Below are 16,612 nucleotides of genomic sequence, written 5' to 3' on the forward strand. Positions count from 1 at the left end.
TTGAATTTCAAATTAAAAAATCTAAAATCCAAAACTACATTGGCGGCTGCGGCGGCGGATTATTAAAATCAACATTAATATCAATTCCGTGTGTCATTGCGCCATCTTGAATTGTCATTGTTCCGGGTTTTGATTGATCATTTCCAATGCAATAAACTCCGACAATGAACCAATCTTTTCTATCTAGAGAAATAGATTCTTTTTTTGATTGAGCGACAACAACATAACTAAATTGACCAGCGGCTATAGTAAATAAAGATGAAAAACTATTGACGTCCGAGCTGTATATATATTCTGGCGAATTATTGGGGATAGGTCCCACAACAAAACTCAAATTAGGTAATCCAAAATCCTGCCCATTTACTAACTGATTTTTAAATACAACTAGCATTGTCTGTTTAACACTGTCAGGCCATGCGCCAACGAAAGTAATCGTTCCCCTAAAGCCGGTTTGCCCTATTACTACTTTTTCCGGTTCCGGTTCAATTCCCTTATCGCAGCCGGTTATGAAATAGACCGAGAAACAAATGATCATTAAGAAAATAAATGTACGCATAGAATTTATCCATTCTTCTTACACGTGTAATATAATGGAACTATCTGAACATTTCACCTGACTTTTTCAAAATAGATAAGAGGAAAATAATTTTTATTTTGAGTAGATTTTTAAGGACTCAATTTATATTGTGCTTTATAATTTATTTATTGGTTGGTTTTAAATGTGAAAAAACCTATCCACCGTATAACAAACGATAAAAGATTCACCAACAATAAACAGAGGGAAAAAAAATGAAGAAATATTTAATTATCATTATTGCAATTGCGTTTATGTTACCGACTTTTGCGCAGCAGGAAAAGGATCACGAAGTTACTTCAGAGGTAAAAGAACTTACAGAATTCCATGATGTTATTTATCAGATTTGGCACACCGGCTGGCCTCAGAAAGATATTAAGCTTTTGGTTTCACTTACTCCTGATGTTGAAAAAGGGTATGACAAAATTAGAAAAGCTGAATTATCAGGAATTCTTCGCGATAAGAAATCGAAATGGGAAGATGGGTTAAAGAAGTTTAGAATTATTGTTGAAATGTATAAAGTCGCAGTAGCTAAAAAAGATTCTGTCTGGATATTAAATGCTGCCGAGAAACTTCATTCACAATATGAAGCTCTTGTTAGAATAGTAAAACCGGTTTTAAAGGAAGTTGATGCATTCCATCAAGAACTTTATATACTTTATCATTATAGCATGCCGAATTATGATTACATGAAAGTTCAAAAATCTACCGTAGTGTTGAAAGCAAAAATGAAAGATCTTATGAAAGCTGAATTATCGGAGCGAATGAATGCTAAAAAAGATGCATTTGAAAAATGCAAGGCGGAATTGAATACTGCTGTTGATAAGTTAAATGAAGTTATTGTAAAAGGCGATGATAAGAACGCAATTAATGTAGCTGTTGATGCAGTTCATTCCAAATATCAAGAATTAGAAAAAGTTTTTGATTAACTCAGTGACTGTAGCGCAGATTTCTAATCTGCGCTACTTTTTTAATGATTGTTTTCGCATTCGCAGTTCTTACCGGTCTTAGCTTTTTCAAATACCTCTCTCCCTTCCTTAAAAGAAAAATAAGCTATTAATAATGCCCCGGCAGAATCAATCCCGCCAAATCCCGTTAACTCATAACATATACTTGTCGCAAGAAGAATAATTGAAAGATAGAGACAGGTTTTTGTGCAATTTGCATCAGCGATTAATGCTTTAGAGTTAAGCGCTCTTCCAACTTTCATTTTGAAAAATATTAATGCAGACATTGTGATTATCGAAATAAGAGAAATCACAATTCCCCAAAACGTTGTTTCGGGTTTATGGTTGATATAAATATTGAAGATTGCTGTTGTAACCAAACCTGCTACTAAAATATAGAATGCTGTTCCGGTAATTCTTAAAGCGGTTTTTTCGAACTCATCCCGTTCTTCATCCTTATTTTTTATTCTTATCAGCATGTGCCATATGCCGATACCGGAGATGACTTCCACAAAAGAATCTAGACCAAAACCAAAAAGAGAAATGGTTTCGTCCTGCATCCCGAAGTAAACGGAAATCAATCCTTCTATGAGATTATAAAATACAGTAATGATTGCAAGTATAACTGCATACTTATATAAAATTGTTTTATCTGTTTTCAATTAAGCCGGTTGCTCTTTCCTTGATTTAAGATGAAGTAGAATATTGCATTAAAGAACTTAAAAAGAACGACATAAAAAGAATGACGGCAATAATGCTCAATACTATGAGTACTAATTGTATAATAATTAGGATTTTGACAATACGGAAATATTTTCCTTGTGATTCAAAACCCAAACGAAGCGCAGCAGCGTTGTTGGTAGTTTTAAAAATTAAAAATTGATCTGCTGCCTCTCGAATCCGTATTCCGATAAAAATCATTGGCACACCGATTATCGCACCGATGATAGTTAAACAATTAATTGTGCCGTAAATGATTGTAAACATTCCCACGAATCTCATATCCTTTGTCATTGATTCAAATGCATACTGAAAAGGGCTTGGCGGTTTAATTGTGGTATTGGAATCCGGATTTAATTCATCAAGGTGTTCCATAACAATTCTCCAATTTAAATTAAAGACCGGTTAAGAATAAAAATGAAAAAATGTGGAGCTGAAGGGATTCGAACCCTCGACCTATTCGTTGCGAACGAATCGCTCTCCCAACTGAGCTACAGCCCCAATAATATACATTTTAATTTCGGTGTTTTTAATTAACTATTCAACTTATAAATAAAAAAGCCAGATGTTACTCTGGCTTTACCAAAACATTGTGCAAAATTATTTTGCCAATTAGCTCTTTCTTATTTTCTTTTTATAGCAAAACCTGTTACTTGATAACCTGGAACTGATAACACTCCATTTTGTGAATATATAATATCTGCAGTAAATTTTATTACAGCATTTGCGCCCATTTTTACTGCTATGTTATACATTTCTTCAATAACATCAGATGGACTAACTTTTTCAACTAGCCAAGATTTGCCTTCGGCATAAACTATAAAATAACCGTCAGATGATGATGCTCCCAATGATTTCTTAACACCCGGAATTATTGATGCTTTTAATAACCCAATCCCTTCATATTCTCCATTATATGTTTCAGTCGTAAAAAGAAATCTTTTTGCAGCATATTGAGAAAAATCAAATCCGGTAACAAGAACTGAACGTTGAATTTCTTCGATTGTAGAACAAGCTGTAGTTATTAATAAAGCAAAAAAGAAGAAATATTTTTTTCATCCCTCCCTCAATTTTATGTTTATTAAAAACTAACAAAGAAATATCATTCAATCAAAATCAATTATAACCCAAAGTCTTTTGATATTAATTATTGAGCAATTTTGTTGCATTTTCTTATTGACCATAAAAATATATTCCCTTATTTTTTAATCGGTTTAGTAAAACGTTTCCGTTTATAAAACAGTATACTCCAGCCGAGTATTAGACCTTTCCATTACTGATATTATATTTTAAAAATTTAATGGAGGTTGTTATGAAAAGAATTTCTTTTCTTCTTTTCCCTTTACTGCTTTTATCCTTTTTTGTTTTCAGTTGTGATACAGCTCCAACTAATGTAAATCAAGATGTCACCCAACCTGTAAACCAGAAGATATCGCTTGCTAAAAAAGGTGACTGTACTACTATTCAGTCTGGTACATTACTTGCCTCTGATGGCTCTGTAATTAAAACTGGATATGACAAATGGGGTTACAACTATCAGGCGATGATGTTTAATGGCAAGTACTGTGATTCTTATAGAAATGCTGATTGGTGTCAAGAGTGGAAAGATGTTAACCTACAAATGAATTGGAATGAAGCATGGCTCTCTAATAAAGATTGCGACGGTGACGGATTGTTAGATCGGCATTTTGGTTTTGCCAGTTATAGAGGTTCAGGTGCATGGATAACAAATCATCAATCAGGTACATATATTTGGGATGGTAAAACATATAAATGGTCAGATTTTGTAAAGATAATAGCAGTTCCTCTTAATGCTAATCTAGTTGGTGGAGTATGGTATAATGCTGATGGGACTGAAATTGGACCATCTATTTGGGGAGATTTTGCAATCATTCAAGAAGTATATAATGATTCAGGTACTGGTGACCACGGACTACTTTATAAGAGTCCTGACCATGCAGGTTTTGGTGGATGGTAATATTTTTAAGGGGAAATAAGAAACAACAAACTTGTTTCCCCTTTTTCTCTAATATTATTTTTTGATGTATCTTGGTGTAAGTTGTTTAACAAGTTTATTGATGCTCTTAAATCTTCGGTTCTAAGTAGAATAAAAAAAGCCAGAGGTTAGTCTGGCTTCTTAAATTTACCATTTAAGAAAAATCACTTCAACAAAATCATCTTCTTGGTTTGAGTGAAATCTCCAGCTTGTATTTTGTAAAAATAGACTCCATTCGGTAAGTCCGAAGTATCAAAATTAACCGAGTACGTTGATGCTGATAATTGCTTATTAACTAATTCAGCAATCTTTTCACCAACGGTATTATAAACATGAAGACTTACAAAAACCTCTTCTGGAATACTAAATTGAATTACTGTACTTGGATTAAAAGGATTGGGGTAATTTTGAAATAAGAAATAATTAGTAGGGATTTCATTTTCCTTATTATCAATCGATGACATAATAGGTCCCCAAACACCAGAACAAATTGTACCATACATATTAGCACTATAAGTACCTGAAACTTCGTTGCCAGACTGATTAAAAGTACCAATGATGGTCATTGTTTGACTTGTTCCAAGTGAGGTGACTATCGAGAATATTCTATCTGTTATGGCCCAACCACCAGTTCTCATACTGTGTATTGAGCCTGAAACATATGTTACACCATCGCAATGGAAGTTTGACCATGTGTAAATAATATCCGATATACACATTCCCCCGCATGCAACAGTAATAACAAATTGACCAAAACCGGTAGGGACAGTCCAATCACCAGTTCTTGGCTGAGCAATATTTTTTTCAAATCCGTAAAGCTGTAAAATGATTAATACGACGCAGCATTTCTTCAAAAATTGTTTTAGTGTTTTCATAGCTTTCTCCTTTACACAATTACAAAACATTACAATAAGAATTGTTTTGTTAGTTGATAATATTTCAAAATATCAACTGAATGTTTTGATTAAGGTTTACCTTGGGAGAAGCACAAATGAGGGAAGAGAGAATTGTTCTTAGAACATCAGAACGTTTCGCTCAAGGTTGAAATTATTTTACAATAAAAGTTATGTAATTGTTATTTCAAAATAAAGTATAGTGCTTTGTATATATTCAAACCTAGTTGAAATTTGATAAAAGAAAAAAAGAGAGACTCCAATAGAAATATTAAATTGTTATTGCAGACAACAAAAAACTAAAAGGAAACACTCGGGAGGAAGGATAGTAAAATGGGAAAAGAAAGTCTTGATCTTGGAAGAAAGATAAGTTACATTTTATACAGATTTCGGATGATAGTTTTCAAAATCACTTGAAAATTATACTAATCTGAAAAGGAGGATTGCTATGAAAAAGGCGATTGCTCTGTTAACACTTACCATTTTCTCGTTTGTTTCCATCAATAGTTCAGAATCAATTTCTATTAAGTCATCTTCAGATTTAATAATTCAAACCGCTAAAACGCAGATCAACGCTGGCCATGATTTAATTGAAGGCTATAACAAACTAATTAGCGATAAAAATTTGAAGAGCGGACTTCACACAATATTGAAAAGTGCAAATGGAACTATGTATTGTGTAAAGCTAAAGGATGGTAAGGTTGATAAGTTAATTGTTACTTCAAGCGAAGGGAATCAGATTAAACCAAAAATTATTAAAAGTAGCGGCAAAAACAATCAGTGCACGGTTTGTGCTGCTATATCTAAAAAGCCGCTTATTGAAGAATGTTGGGAATGGTTTTGCAACTAGGCAGTGCGATGCTATTTAATTTGATTTACCTTTTGGGTTGAGATAAGTGTTTTGAATTATTTGTTATCTGATCGGCAGAGATTTCAAAACTTGAGGGGATTTATTGCTCATCAGCAAAGATAAAATCCTTTACTTAAAAAAATTTTTGTTTGAATACAGACCCACCATCTTAGAATTGTTTCCTTTTTCTTTTCAATAAATCTCCATATATCATTTGACCGATCACCGCATTCTTTATTAGATTAAATAAAGAAAATCAAAAAGAAAGGAATTAAAAATGGAATACACATTTCTTGGTAGAACCGGATTAAAGGTTAGCAAAATTTGTCTTGGCACAATGAACTTTGGTCCTTACACAAACGAGAATGATAGTTTTAGTATTATGAACAAAGCGTTGGAACTGGGAATTAATTTTTTCGATACTGCAAATGTTTACGGTGCAATGTGGGATCCAAACGGAGTCGGCAACACGGAAAAAATAATCGGGCGGTGGTTGGCGGAGGATAAATCCCGCCGAAATAAAATTGTGCTAGCAACAAAAGTTTACGGTAGTATGGGTAAGGCGTCCAATGAATCAAAACTTTCTGCGTATCATATTCGTAAAGCATGTGAAGACAGCTTAAAACGATTGCAAACCGACCACATTGATCTTTATCAAATGCATCACATTGACCGCGACACACCGTGGACGGAAATCTATCAAGCGATGGAACAACTTGTGCGAGAAGGAAAGATCACTTATATGGGAAGCAGTAACTTTGCCGCTTGGAATATTGCAGAAGCTCGGATGATTGCAGATCAAAGAAATTTTTTAGGAATTGTTTCCGAGCAAAGTATCTACAGTTTACGGAATCGCCATATCGAATTAGAAGTTATTCCTGCTTGTAAACATTTTGGCGTTGGATTAATTCCATGGAGTCCAATGGGCGGCGGAATCTTATGCGGCGTACTTGAAAAAGTAAAAGAAGGCAGAAGAACAGGGGAACCGTTACAAAAATCAGCCGAGAAACTTCGTCCGCAAATTCAAGCTTATGAAAATTTATGCAAAGAGATCGGACAAAAACCGGCTGATGTTGCTCTTGCATGGGTTCTTAATAATCCGGTTGTAACTTCACCAATAGTTGGACCAAGAACGATTCAGCAATTAGAAGAAAACATAAATGTGTTGGAATTAAAATTAACCGATGAAACTCTAAAAAAATTAGATGAGATTTGGCCGGGTCCCGGCAATCAAGCACCGGAAGCATATGCGTGGTAAAGCAGCTATCGGCAGTCAGCTGTCGGCTTTCACTTTTTAACATTTATTAAATTGGTTGGAGTAAATTATTTTTTTAATTTTTAGTCAAGAGTCTCACAAATGAATTTGGAGAATAAATGAAATATCAAAAGGTAATTCTGATTCTACTTCTTGCAGTAGTTGGATTTGTGTTTAACTTTTCCAACATAGATGCACAAAAGAAAAAACTTACCTACAAACAAGTTTATGAAAGCAGTGGAATGCGTGGAATGGGTATGATGCGCGGCGGTTCTCTCGGCTGGGTTGATGAAAATAATTATCTTGAGATGAAAGCCGATCCGGCAAAATCCGGTTCCCGACCAATGCTGATGAAGACTAATGTTGAAGACGGTAAATCGGAAATCTACATTGATAACAGCGGTGTTCAATTGCCGGAAGGATTTTCACTGGATCGTCCTCTTGGAGTGACAAAAGATTATAACTATTATCTAATCAATCAAAAAAACAATCTTTACTACTACTCTCGCCCGGATAATACATTCAAACAATTAACTAAAGATGATGCAGAAGAAAAAGTCGCAAAACTTTCTCCCGATGGTAAAAAAGTGGCTTATGTAAAAAATTATAATCTTTATGTATTTGATGTTGAGAACGATAAAGAAATACAATTAACTAATGATGGCGGCGGATTGATTTACAACGGCTGGGCATCATGGGTTTATATGGAAGAAATTTTAGGACGAGCTACTCAATACTTGGCATTCTGGTGGTCGCCGAAAAGTGATAAGATCGCATTCTTGCGATTCGACGATAATCCTGTTCCGGAATTTCCGATCTTTCGTTCAGACGGGCAACATGGCGATCTCGAAAAACAGCGCTATCCAAAAGCAGGTGATCCGAATCCCTATGTAAAGTTTGGAATAGTAAACCTGCCTACCGGACAGGCAGGCGTTGCTGATGGAAAAGTTACATGGGCAGATTTTGATGAGAAAGCAGACCAGTACATTGCGTGGCCTACGTGGACAAAAGACAATAAGCTAACAGTTCAATGGATGAATCGCGCACAAGACAACATAATTCTTTACTGGATTGATACAAACACAGGCAAGAAAACAGAACTCTACAATGAAAAACAAAAAGAGTGGGTTGAATGGTTTGAAGATCTTTACTTTTTTGAAAACGGTAGCGGGTTCTTATTACGTTCTAATATAGATGGCTGGGATCACCTTTATTATTATGATCTAAAAGGAAAGTTAATTAAGAGATTAACTCAAGGGGACTGGCAGGTGAACGATATCTTATTCGTTGATGAATCAAATAAAAAAGTTTACTTCCATAGCCCGATGAAAAATAGTACAGATAAATATCTTTGTGTTGTAGGATTGGATGGAACTGGATTGAAACAATTAACAACTTTCCCGGGAACGCATACCTGTTCTGTTTCCCCCAAAGGAAAATACTATATAGATTCTTACAGCAATATTACTACTCCTTCCAAAACAGAACTTTACAAGATGGATGGAAAATTAATCCGCACTATTAACGATTCAAAGAATACTCAGTATGATGATTATGATCTTGCAAAAGCTGAACTGTTTACAATTCCATCTGGCGATGGTTACAATTTACCGGCTATGTGGTATTTGCCCGCGGATTTTGATCTGAATAAAAAATATGCGGTTATATTTAACGAATACGGAGGACCGAACTCTGCTTCAGTTAGAAACTCGTTTGCATTTGGTTTATCACAAAGTTATATGGCGCAAAATGGTATTATCTCTATTTCTGTTGATCACCGCGGCAGCGGGCATTTTGGTAAGAAGGGTGTTGCATTAATGCACCGTAATCTCGGCAAGTGGGAAATGAATGATTATGCCGCAGCCGTTAAATGGTTGAAGACAAAATCTTTTATTGATAGTACAAGGATTGGAATTACTGGCGGTAGTTACGGCGGTTATGTTGCTGCACTTGCTTTAACAAAAGATGCTGATTATTTCACTCATGGAATTGCTGAGTATGGCGTAATGGACTGGAAACTTTATGACAATGTTTACACTGAACGTTATATGGACACTCCTGCTGAAAATCCCGATGGATATAAAGCCGGTTCTGTTTTGAGCTATGTTGATAAATTTAAAGGTAAGATGCTTATTACACACGGCACGATGGATGATAACGTCCACATGCAAAACTCAATTCAATTTATTACCGAATTACAGAAACAAAATAAAGATTTTGAAATGATGCTTTACCCAAATTTCAGACACGGTGTAGGAATGCCTCACGCTACTCGTGAACGTGTTAAGTTCTGGTTTAGATATTTACTTGGAAGAGAATTAGATGTGAATAAAGATTAATAAAATTTTCTTGATCATGCTCATTTTTTTTAACCAGATCAAGGGCATGAGCAAGAGTTTGAAAGAGAATAATGAACGAGTATAATACTAATCCTAAAGATTATCATCCGCGGATGCACAGCGCAGAACATCTTCTTAATGGAACAATGGATAAAATGTTTCAAAGAGGAAGGGCATTTAGTGCGCACATCGAAAAGAAAAAATCTAAATGTGATTACCATTTTGACCGTGATTTAACTGCACAGGAAATCCAAACGATTGAAGAAATAATCAACAAACAAATTGCATTAGATCTTCCGGTCAAAGAAAGTTTCATTAGTCGTGATGAAGCTGTGGGTAGATTTAATCTTTCACGTTTGCCGGATGAAGCAGGAGAGAATCTTCGCGTTATCAGTATTGGAGAGTATGATAATTGTTTATGCAGCGGGCCGCATGTAACATCAACAAAAGAAATCGGAATATTCAAAATCATTTCAACAAATTTTGAAAACGGAATTCTTCGGGTAAGATTTAAATTACAGGGGACAGCATGAGAATAATTTTTCTAATCGTTCTCTTTGTCTCTTCGATTATAATTAATGCTCAACCGCTTTCTGAAAAAAACCGCTCTGCAATATTACAAATTCTAGAAAAACAGCGCATAAATTGGAATGAAGGAAACATTAATGCGTACATGGAAGGTTACTGGAAATCCGATTATCTGCGGTTCATCGGCAAGAGTGGAATTACTTACGGATGGAAAGCAACACTTGAGAGATATAAAAAAACTTATCCCGATAAAGAAGCAATGGGCACTTTGAAATTTGAAGTTATTACGCTTGAAGCAATTAACGCCACAACTGCCTTTATGATTGGTAAATGGGGACTGGAACGTAAAAGAGATTCCGTTAGCGGCCATTTTACTTTGATTTGGAAGAAAATTAATGATAAATGGCTAATCACAACCGATCATTCATCGTAAGTCTATCACTACTTCTCAAAATTTATTCTATCAATTATTTGAAAAATCATTTTTAAGATATAATTTTGCCTGTTCAATTTTTGGAGTTATTCATGCCCGAAGAACTTTACGTTAATATTAAATTCAAGAACCGTAAAACCGGTGAATTAAAAGACGGATATATTCACGTTCCCAATGTTGAAAAATATTCCAATGGTCTAAAAAAATATTTTGATGTTCACCAATTCAGAATTTGCGAGAAGAGAGTTGTAAGCAAAGAGGAATATGAAAAGAAAGGCAAAGCTTAAATTGATTCAACCGTTATCCGAAAAGACATTAAAATTCATTCCTAAAATTTTCGTTCTTAGTTATGTAATATTTTCATTGCTTACACTAACTAATTGTATCAAACAACACAATAACGACAATATATCCTACGATCAATTTGTTCAGAGAAATCAAGAGACCGCACAGCAGTTAATTCAACAAAACAACGCAGAACTTTTTGATTGCAAGCAAATAGATTTTATTTTGAATAAAAGTGTAATTGCCGATTCAACAATCATCGGTACATTTAAAAGAAGAGGAAATTATTTTTTAAAAGCATTGATCAATAATTCTTGCGGTAAAAATATTTACACAACATTAACTTGTTCCGAAGAAGTTATTGAACGTTACAACAGTATAAAATCAAATCATGTTTTTCTTGCTGCAAAAATCACAAAGATCGAAAAATTAAATTTTATATCTGAAGCCGATTCACTCGATGGAAAGTCAACATTTATCCGCGGAAATAATGCTGTTTTTTTAACCGGCGAGTGTCTTGCGTTGGCAGAAATTCCAATTTATTCCCGCCAGTAGCAAATTAAAATTTCATTTTAAACTTGCAATCCAATCGTTTATAAAAGACGCAACTTCTTCCCAATTTTTCTGTCCGCATATATAATGTGTCCTACCTGCAAACTCCTTGAAATCAATTTTACTCTTCTTGTCTTGGTATGCTTCAAAGTTTTTCTTATTGAGAGAAGAAGGAATGATATTGTCTTTCTCGCCCGCAATAAACAATAACGGATTATGCGGTTTTTTGAAATTAATTTTACCGTCATTCATTATGCTGCTTCGCGGTATGTTTCTGCTTTCTGGAACTACAAAATTATTGTATTCAATTTCTGTTTGTTCCATTGTCATTGTATTACAAAAAGCGTAGTGGAACCATTTTACTGTTGGAAAACAAACTGAATTTCCTTTGATGGGATTTATGGTTGGTAGATTTGCTTTTATAAAACTCCATTTAAAACTAAAAATTCCCTTTGGCGGTGCAGTATCAATACAAATTCCCGCAACTCCTTTGTTCATTTCAATTAGTTTTTGAACTGCAAGTCCACCCATTGAATGCCCAATAAGAATTGGTTTCTCCGGTAACTTGTCAATGAATGAAACGAGATTGTTTATAGTTTGTCCAAAAGAAAGTTTACCCAAGTTTGAATTAATGTTGGATCGTAAGTCGAAAGGTTTGCCTTCGTGATATGCGTATGCAGGCGAATAACACTTGTAACCTTTTGCTTCATAAAATTTTATCCAATTAGTCCAACTTAAGGGATTCATAAAAAGTCCGTGAACGAACACGATTATTTTGCTTGTTATTTTATTATTCATATTTATTCCGATTGTCAATTGAAATATTTGAGTTGTAAAAAAGTAAAAAAAATAGTTTCAAATTTTGCACAGCAGTATAAATGCATGTGGCTAATTTGTAAAACAAGATCAAAAGTTTTTTCGTTCCATTGGAATTACAATTGCTTTCAACTCAGTATCAATTATTTTTTTCTACTTTTAAATTATCGGATTGTATTTTTGAAGCGTTGTGCGACACTAGCAGCATGCTCTCCAAGAGAACGTGCTTCCATAAGCCCCTTCTCGTCAACCGGATCTAAAGCAGAAGCTCCCGGCAATCCAAATGGTCCTTCAGTCGGACCTACGAGAATCATTCCTGCATTCATCATCGCAATTACTAATGAGTGAATTACATTTTCTTTTCCGCCGGTTTGACTTCCGCCAGTTGAAAATGCACCGCCGACTTTATTGACGAGAGAAATTTTATACTTTAGCCACCAATCGTCAATAAATAATTTCATTTGACCAGCCATGTTTCCATAATAAGTTGGCGAACCTAATAAAATTGCGTCGGCATGTTTGAGTTCTGTTTCTGTAACCTTATCTATAGTTCTCGTAATTACATTTACTCCAGGTATCTTCTGTGCCCCTTCAGCAACAGCTTTAGCCATCTTTTCTGTGTTGCCTGTGAATGAATAATAAACTATTAGAATTGAAACCTCGGGACGTTTAGCAGAATCAGCATCGCAGTATGTAACAGGATCAAGCTTAGAAGTAGTTGCATAGAGAGAATGTGATTTAGACAAAAATAATAATGCAATTATAAAAATTGGATAACGGACTAGGTCAAAAATTTTTCGAACTGATTTATAGTGACTATACATTTTATTCCTCCATCATTGAATGATATAAAATGCGTTTATCTACACTGATTAACAACTAAAAAGTTATGCAGCTTATAAAAAAAGGACGACCAATATGATCGTCCCGTTTAGAGCTAATTACTAAGTACTAAATACTATTTTTTCAATTCCGGCATCCTTCCCGGTGTCCAGGGTACATTGAGTTTATCCATTTCAGATTCAATTGCTTTCAAATCTACATCAATTATCTTTTTCAACTTTTCAATTATCGGTTGAATCTCTTCATACAAAGTTTCGTAAGCTACTTTCTGATTCTTCGTTAAGTTTGTTGTTGTGTTGTAAGATGTGAAGAGCATTGTCGAAAGTCTTGAGTTCAAAGTTACCTGAGCCGGTGGGTTTTCTTCTGCGCTTGCACCTCTTCCTTCCATTCCTCGTATTGTTATTAATATTTTATCAAGATCATCTGAAACTTGATTTGCTTTAGTCAGCAATTCAAATGGTGCTGCAGCAGAATTATTCAATGCCTGCTTGATTGATTCAGTTCTCTTTACTAAATCTTCTGCAACTCTTTGAGCACCGTATGCAGTTCTGGCTAACTCTGAAGCTTTCTTTTGGAATGCAACTAACTCAGAACGGTCTTTAGCTGGTATTGTTGTGTTATTAAGAGGAACAACATTAAACTCAGTCGGTGCAAACAATTCTTTTTCTTGATTTCTTACAACCATTGATAAAGAAATTTTATATTTACCCGGCATGGCCAAAATTCCGCTGCCGCTGCTTCGTCTTCTGCCGCTTACCGCGGATGAAACCGGTTCAAATTTATCTACAACAATTGGAGATGTGCTTTCGTAACGAAGATCCCAGTTGATACGATTAATTCCGCTTCCGGCAGATTTTGTTATTTTTCTTACAACCAAACCGGTCTCATCCATAATTTTGAAAATAAGGTATGAATCTTTTTCAAGTTCTTCTTCATGCAATGCATCAAGAGATGGTTGAGGAATTGGTTTTCCATCTTTGAATAATGCTTTCTCTTTTTGTTTACGTTCTGCTTTTAATGTTTTGGGAACATCTTTAATATAATATGTAAACGTTGCACCGTATTCTGGATTTGGTGCTCTAAAATAATTTGAACCCTGCGCACCGTGTCCGCCGCTTGGAATATACATCAATGCATCTTTGATCGGGAAGAGATAAGCATCTTTATCTAAAAGTTCTTTGCTAACAGTCCGTAATGGCGAGTAATCGTCTAACACATAAAATCCTCTTCCGAATGTTGCAACAACTAAATCTTTTTCCCTTTCTTGAATTGTTATATCAGGAATCTTTACAAGAGGAATTCCAGCTTTTAGCTGAATCCACTTTTCACCGCCGTCAACCGTAAAGAAAACTCCCCACTCAGTTCCTACAAATAATAATTTTGAATTTATCGGGTCTTCAACAATTGTATTAACTGCACCATTTGCAGGAAGATTACTTGAAATTGATTCCCACGTCTTACCTTTATCATCACTCTTAATAACATAAGGTTTAAAATCATCCCGCTCATGATTGTTGAATGAAGCGTAAACTACATTCTCATCGAATCGCGAAGGAAGAATATCGCTGACAAGTGTGTATTTCGGAACGCCAGGAAAATCTTCGATCTTACGCCAAGTCTTTTGATCTTCTGTTACTTGAATCAATCCGTCGTCTGTCCCTGCGTATAAAAGATTTTCTTTCTTAATTGATTCAACAAGCGAAACGATCAATCCGAATTGTGATGTACTTACATCTTTTCCATCAGCGTCAATACTCCAATATTTTCCCATTACCTGAAATGTGTTACGGTCTGTTTTAGTTGTAAGATCATCACTAATTTCAGTCCATGAATCTCCACGGTCGTCACTTCTAAAAACTTTTTCTGCCGCAGTGTATAAACGAGTTGATGAATGCGGACTTAAAATTAAAGGAGTATCCCAATACCATTTAAAAGTTTTTTCTCCCTTAACAGGTTCCGGACGAATATCAATTGATTCACCGCTTTTTTTATCGAAGCGAGCCATTCCGCCATATTGTGATTCTGTATAAATTATGTCGGGATTAGTAGGATCAATAGCAATCCAGAAGCCATCTCCTCCTTGAGTTATAACCCAATCATCACTAATTACTCCGCTACCTCTTATAGAACGAGATGGTCCACCGAAACTATTATTGTCTTGAGTACCGCCATATATATTATAGAAAGGAAGATCATTATCAGTGTTAACTCTATAGAATTGTGTTACAGGTAAGTTGTTCTTAAAAAGAAAAGTCTTTCCGGAATCGAATGTTTCATAAACACCGCCGTCACCACCAATCATTATATGTTTAGTGTCTGTCGGATCAATCCACAATGCATGATCGTCAACATGTCGGTCGCTGTTGCCGAATGGCTTCCAAGTTTTTCCCGTATCTTCTGTGTATTGAGTTACAGTTTCTGTAGAATAAACTTTGTCAACATCTTTTGGGTCGCAATAAATTTCATTGTAGTATTGACCTTGCTCAGTGTGATCGCTCATTTTTTCCCACGATGCACCTCGATTAGCTGAACGGAAGAAGCCACCTTTTTTTTCCGCAGCTTCGACAATTAAATAAATTACGTCTGGGTTAACAGGAGAAATTGCAATTCCCATTCCGCCAAGATCAACCTTTGGTAAGCCGGACATAATTTTATCCCACGTTGCGCCTGCATCAGTTGATTTATAAACTGCAGACTCAGGACCACCGCCGATTTTTGTAAATATGTGTCTGCGTCTTTGTTCTGATGTTGCATATAAAACATTTGAGTCTCTCGGATCCATCACAATATTATTCACACCGGTGTTTTCACTGATGTTTAAAACTTTATTCCACGTCTTTCCGCCGTCGGTTGTTTTATAAAGACCGCGGTCGCCGCCCGGACCCCAAACGGATCCTTCCGCTGCAACATAAACTGTGTTTGGATTTTTCGGATCAACAACTATTCCACCGATCTGCCGTGAATCTTTTAAACCCATAAATTTCCAATTTTGTCCGCCGTCAATAGATTTGTACACACCAGTTCCGTAACCAAGCGCGCGCTGATGATTGTTTTCTCCCGTGCCGAGCCAAACAACATTTGAGTTTGTCGGATCAAGTACAACACAGCCCATTGAGTATGCTTGAACTGTATCTGCAAGTGCTTGCCAAGTAGTTCCATTGTTAATTGTTTTCCATAAACCGCCGCTTGCCGTTGCAACGTAATATTCACTGTGATTATTAGGATTAACTGTAAAGTCTGCAATTCTACCGGAAGTAAATGCAGGACCGACACTTCGGAATTTTAGACTACTGAAAGTGCCGCTTGTGAGTTTGTCTTTTTCTTTTTTAACATCTTTATCATCATCTTTCTCCTGCGCTACAACTAATGATTGCGCAATTAAAAGAATTAAAAAGAGACGCATTAATTTCATAACAACTCCGTGTTTTTATTGTGAAAATTAATATGTGCAAATAAATCAGAAGTGGGAAATAAAGGAGGATGATTTATTTTGTTGCTCATCAATAAAGATTATCTTCTTTGTTTGAATTGTGGCTAAACCTAAAAAAAATAATTGTCTAATTCTATTAATAATTTGTCCC

Annotated in this window: 17 protein-coding genes and 1 tRNA gene; 9 read left to right on the plus strand and 9 right to left on the minus strand. The window is 35.3% G+C overall.

What is annotated here, in order from left to right; all coding sequences use genetic code 11:
* Nucleotides 1–34 precede the first annotated feature (34 nt).
* Nucleotides 35–556 (minus strand): hypothetical protein, encoded by a 522-nt coding sequence (locus tag NTZ27_10995; GenBank protein ID MCX6175268.1) that lies wholly within the window; start codon nucleotides 554–556, stop codon nucleotides 35–37.
* 233 nt (nucleotides 557–789) lie between these two features.
* On the opposite strand from NTZ27_10995, the gene NTZ27_11000 reads away from it, so the two are divergent.
* Nucleotides 790–1,503, plus strand: a complete 714-nt coding sequence (locus tag NTZ27_11000) for a hypothetical protein (protein MCX6175269.1) — start codon at nucleotides 790–792, stop codon at nucleotides 1,501–1,503.
* A gap of 41 nt (nucleotides 1,504–1,544) precedes the next feature.
* Here the strand turns inward: NTZ27_11000 and NTZ27_11005 are convergent, their stop codons facing one another.
* The 4 genes from NTZ27_11005 to NTZ27_11020 all read right to left on the minus strand — a co-directional run bounded on the left by NTZ27_11005 (nucleotide 1,545) and on the right by NTZ27_11020 (nucleotide 3,092).
* Nucleotides 1,545–2,183 carry a cation transporter gene (locus tag NTZ27_11005; protein ID MCX6175270.1) on the minus strand — a complete coding sequence of 213 codons (639 nt, stop codon included), beginning with the start codon at nucleotides 2,181–2,183 and terminating at the stop codon, nucleotides 1,545–1,547.
* Between the two features lie 25 nt (nucleotides 2,184–2,208).
* Nucleotides 2,209–2,616 carry a DUF5362 domain-containing protein gene (locus tag NTZ27_11010; GenBank protein ID MCX6175271.1) on the minus strand — a complete coding sequence of 136 codons (408 nt, stop codon included), beginning with the start codon at nucleotides 2,614–2,616 and terminating at the stop codon, nucleotides 2,209–2,211.
* 53 nt (nucleotides 2,617–2,669) lie between these two features.
* A tRNA-Ala gene (locus NTZ27_11015) sits at nucleotides 2,670–2,742 on the minus strand.
* A 122-nt stretch (nucleotides 2,743–2,864) separates the two neighbouring features.
* The gene (locus NTZ27_11020; protein MCX6175272.1) at nucleotides 2,865–3,092 is read right to left on the minus strand and encodes a hypothetical protein; all 228 of its coding nucleotides are present in this window, start codon (nucleotides 3,090–3,092) and stop codon (nucleotides 2,865–2,867) included.
* Between the two features lie 461 nt (nucleotides 3,093–3,553).
* Between NTZ27_11020 and NTZ27_11025 the strand changes: the two genes are divergently transcribed.
* Nucleotides 3,554–4,219 carry a hypothetical protein gene (locus NTZ27_11025; GenBank protein ID MCX6175273.1) on the plus strand — a complete coding sequence of 222 codons (666 nt, stop codon included), beginning with the start codon at nucleotides 3,554–3,556 and terminating at the stop codon, nucleotides 4,217–4,219.
* A gap of 182 nt (nucleotides 4,220–4,401) precedes the next feature.
* Here NTZ27_11025 and NTZ27_11030 read toward each other — a convergent pair whose 3' ends face one another.
* The gene (locus tag NTZ27_11030; protein ID MCX6175274.1) at nucleotides 4,402–5,112 is read right to left on the minus strand and encodes a T9SS type A sorting domain-containing protein; all 711 of its coding nucleotides are present in this window, start codon (nucleotides 5,110–5,112) and stop codon (nucleotides 4,402–4,404) included.
* A 466-nt stretch (nucleotides 5,113–5,578) separates the two neighbouring features.
* On the opposite strand from NTZ27_11030, the gene NTZ27_11035 reads away from it, so the two are divergent.
* The 7 genes from NTZ27_11035 to NTZ27_11065 all read left to right on the plus strand — a co-directional run bounded on the left by NTZ27_11035 (nucleotide 5,579) and on the right by NTZ27_11065 (nucleotide 11,375).
* Nucleotides 5,579–5,980, plus strand: a complete 402-nt coding sequence (locus NTZ27_11035; GenBank protein ID MCX6175275.1) for a hypothetical protein — start codon at nucleotides 5,579–5,581, stop codon at nucleotides 5,978–5,980.
* Nucleotides 5,981–6,257: 277 nt separating this feature from the next.
* Nucleotides 6,258–7,238, plus strand: coding sequence for an aldo/keto reductase (locus NTZ27_11040; protein MCX6175276.1), 981 nt, complete (start codon nucleotides 6,258–6,260; stop codon nucleotides 7,236–7,238).
* 116 nt (nucleotides 7,239–7,354) lie between these two features.
* Nucleotides 7,355–9,574 (plus strand): S9 family peptidase, encoded by a 2,220-nt coding sequence (locus tag NTZ27_11045; GenBank protein ID MCX6175277.1) that lies wholly within the window; start codon nucleotides 7,355–7,357, stop codon nucleotides 9,572–9,574.
* A gap of 71 nt (nucleotides 9,575–9,645) precedes the next feature.
* On the plus strand, nucleotides 9,646–10,107 hold the full coding sequence (locus NTZ27_11050) for a hypothetical protein (GenBank protein ID MCX6175278.1): 462 nt from the start codon (nucleotides 9,646–9,648) through the stop codon (nucleotides 10,105–10,107).
* Nucleotides 10,104–10,535, plus strand: coding sequence for a nuclear transport factor 2 family protein (locus NTZ27_11055; protein MCX6175279.1), 432 nt, complete (start codon nucleotides 10,104–10,106; stop codon nucleotides 10,533–10,535). Before NTZ27_11050 ends, NTZ27_11055 begins: the two co-directional genes overlap by 4 nt.
* A gap of 92 nt (nucleotides 10,536–10,627) precedes the next feature.
* The gene (locus NTZ27_11060; GenBank protein ID MCX6175280.1) at nucleotides 10,628–10,822 is read left to right on the plus strand and encodes a hypothetical protein; all 195 of its coding nucleotides are present in this window, start codon (nucleotides 10,628–10,630) and stop codon (nucleotides 10,820–10,822) included.
* Nucleotides 10,800–11,375, plus strand: a complete 576-nt coding sequence (locus tag NTZ27_11065) for a hypothetical protein (protein MCX6175281.1) — start codon at nucleotides 10,800–10,802, stop codon at nucleotides 11,373–11,375. The genes NTZ27_11060 and NTZ27_11065 overlap by 23 nt, the downstream gene beginning before the upstream one ends.
* A gap of 12 nt (nucleotides 11,376–11,387) precedes the next feature.
* On the opposite strand, the gene NTZ27_11070 is transcribed toward NTZ27_11065, so the two are convergent.
* The 3 genes from NTZ27_11070 to NTZ27_11080 form a co-directional block, all read right to left on the minus strand.
* Nucleotides 11,388–12,170, minus strand: coding sequence for an alpha/beta hydrolase (locus tag NTZ27_11070; GenBank protein MCX6175282.1), 783 nt, complete (start codon nucleotides 12,168–12,170; stop codon nucleotides 11,388–11,390).
* A gap of 182 nt (nucleotides 12,171–12,352) precedes the next feature.
* Nucleotides 12,353–13,012 (minus strand): NAD(P)H-dependent oxidoreductase, encoded by a 660-nt coding sequence (locus NTZ27_11075; protein MCX6175283.1) that lies wholly within the window; start codon nucleotides 13,010–13,012, stop codon nucleotides 12,353–12,355.
* Nucleotides 13,013–13,146: 134 nt separating this feature from the next.
* On the minus strand, nucleotides 13,147–16,443 hold the full coding sequence (locus NTZ27_11080; protein ID MCX6175284.1) for a glycosyl hydrolase: 3,297 nt from the start codon (nucleotides 16,441–16,443) through the stop codon (nucleotides 13,147–13,149).
* Nucleotides 16,444–16,612 lie beyond the last annotated feature (169 nt).

The sequence above is a fragment of the Ignavibacteriales bacterium genome, from assembly GCA_026390775.1.
Taxonomy (GTDB): domain Bacteria; phylum Bacteroidota; class Ignavibacteria; order Ignavibacteriales; family Melioribacteraceae; genus Fen-1258.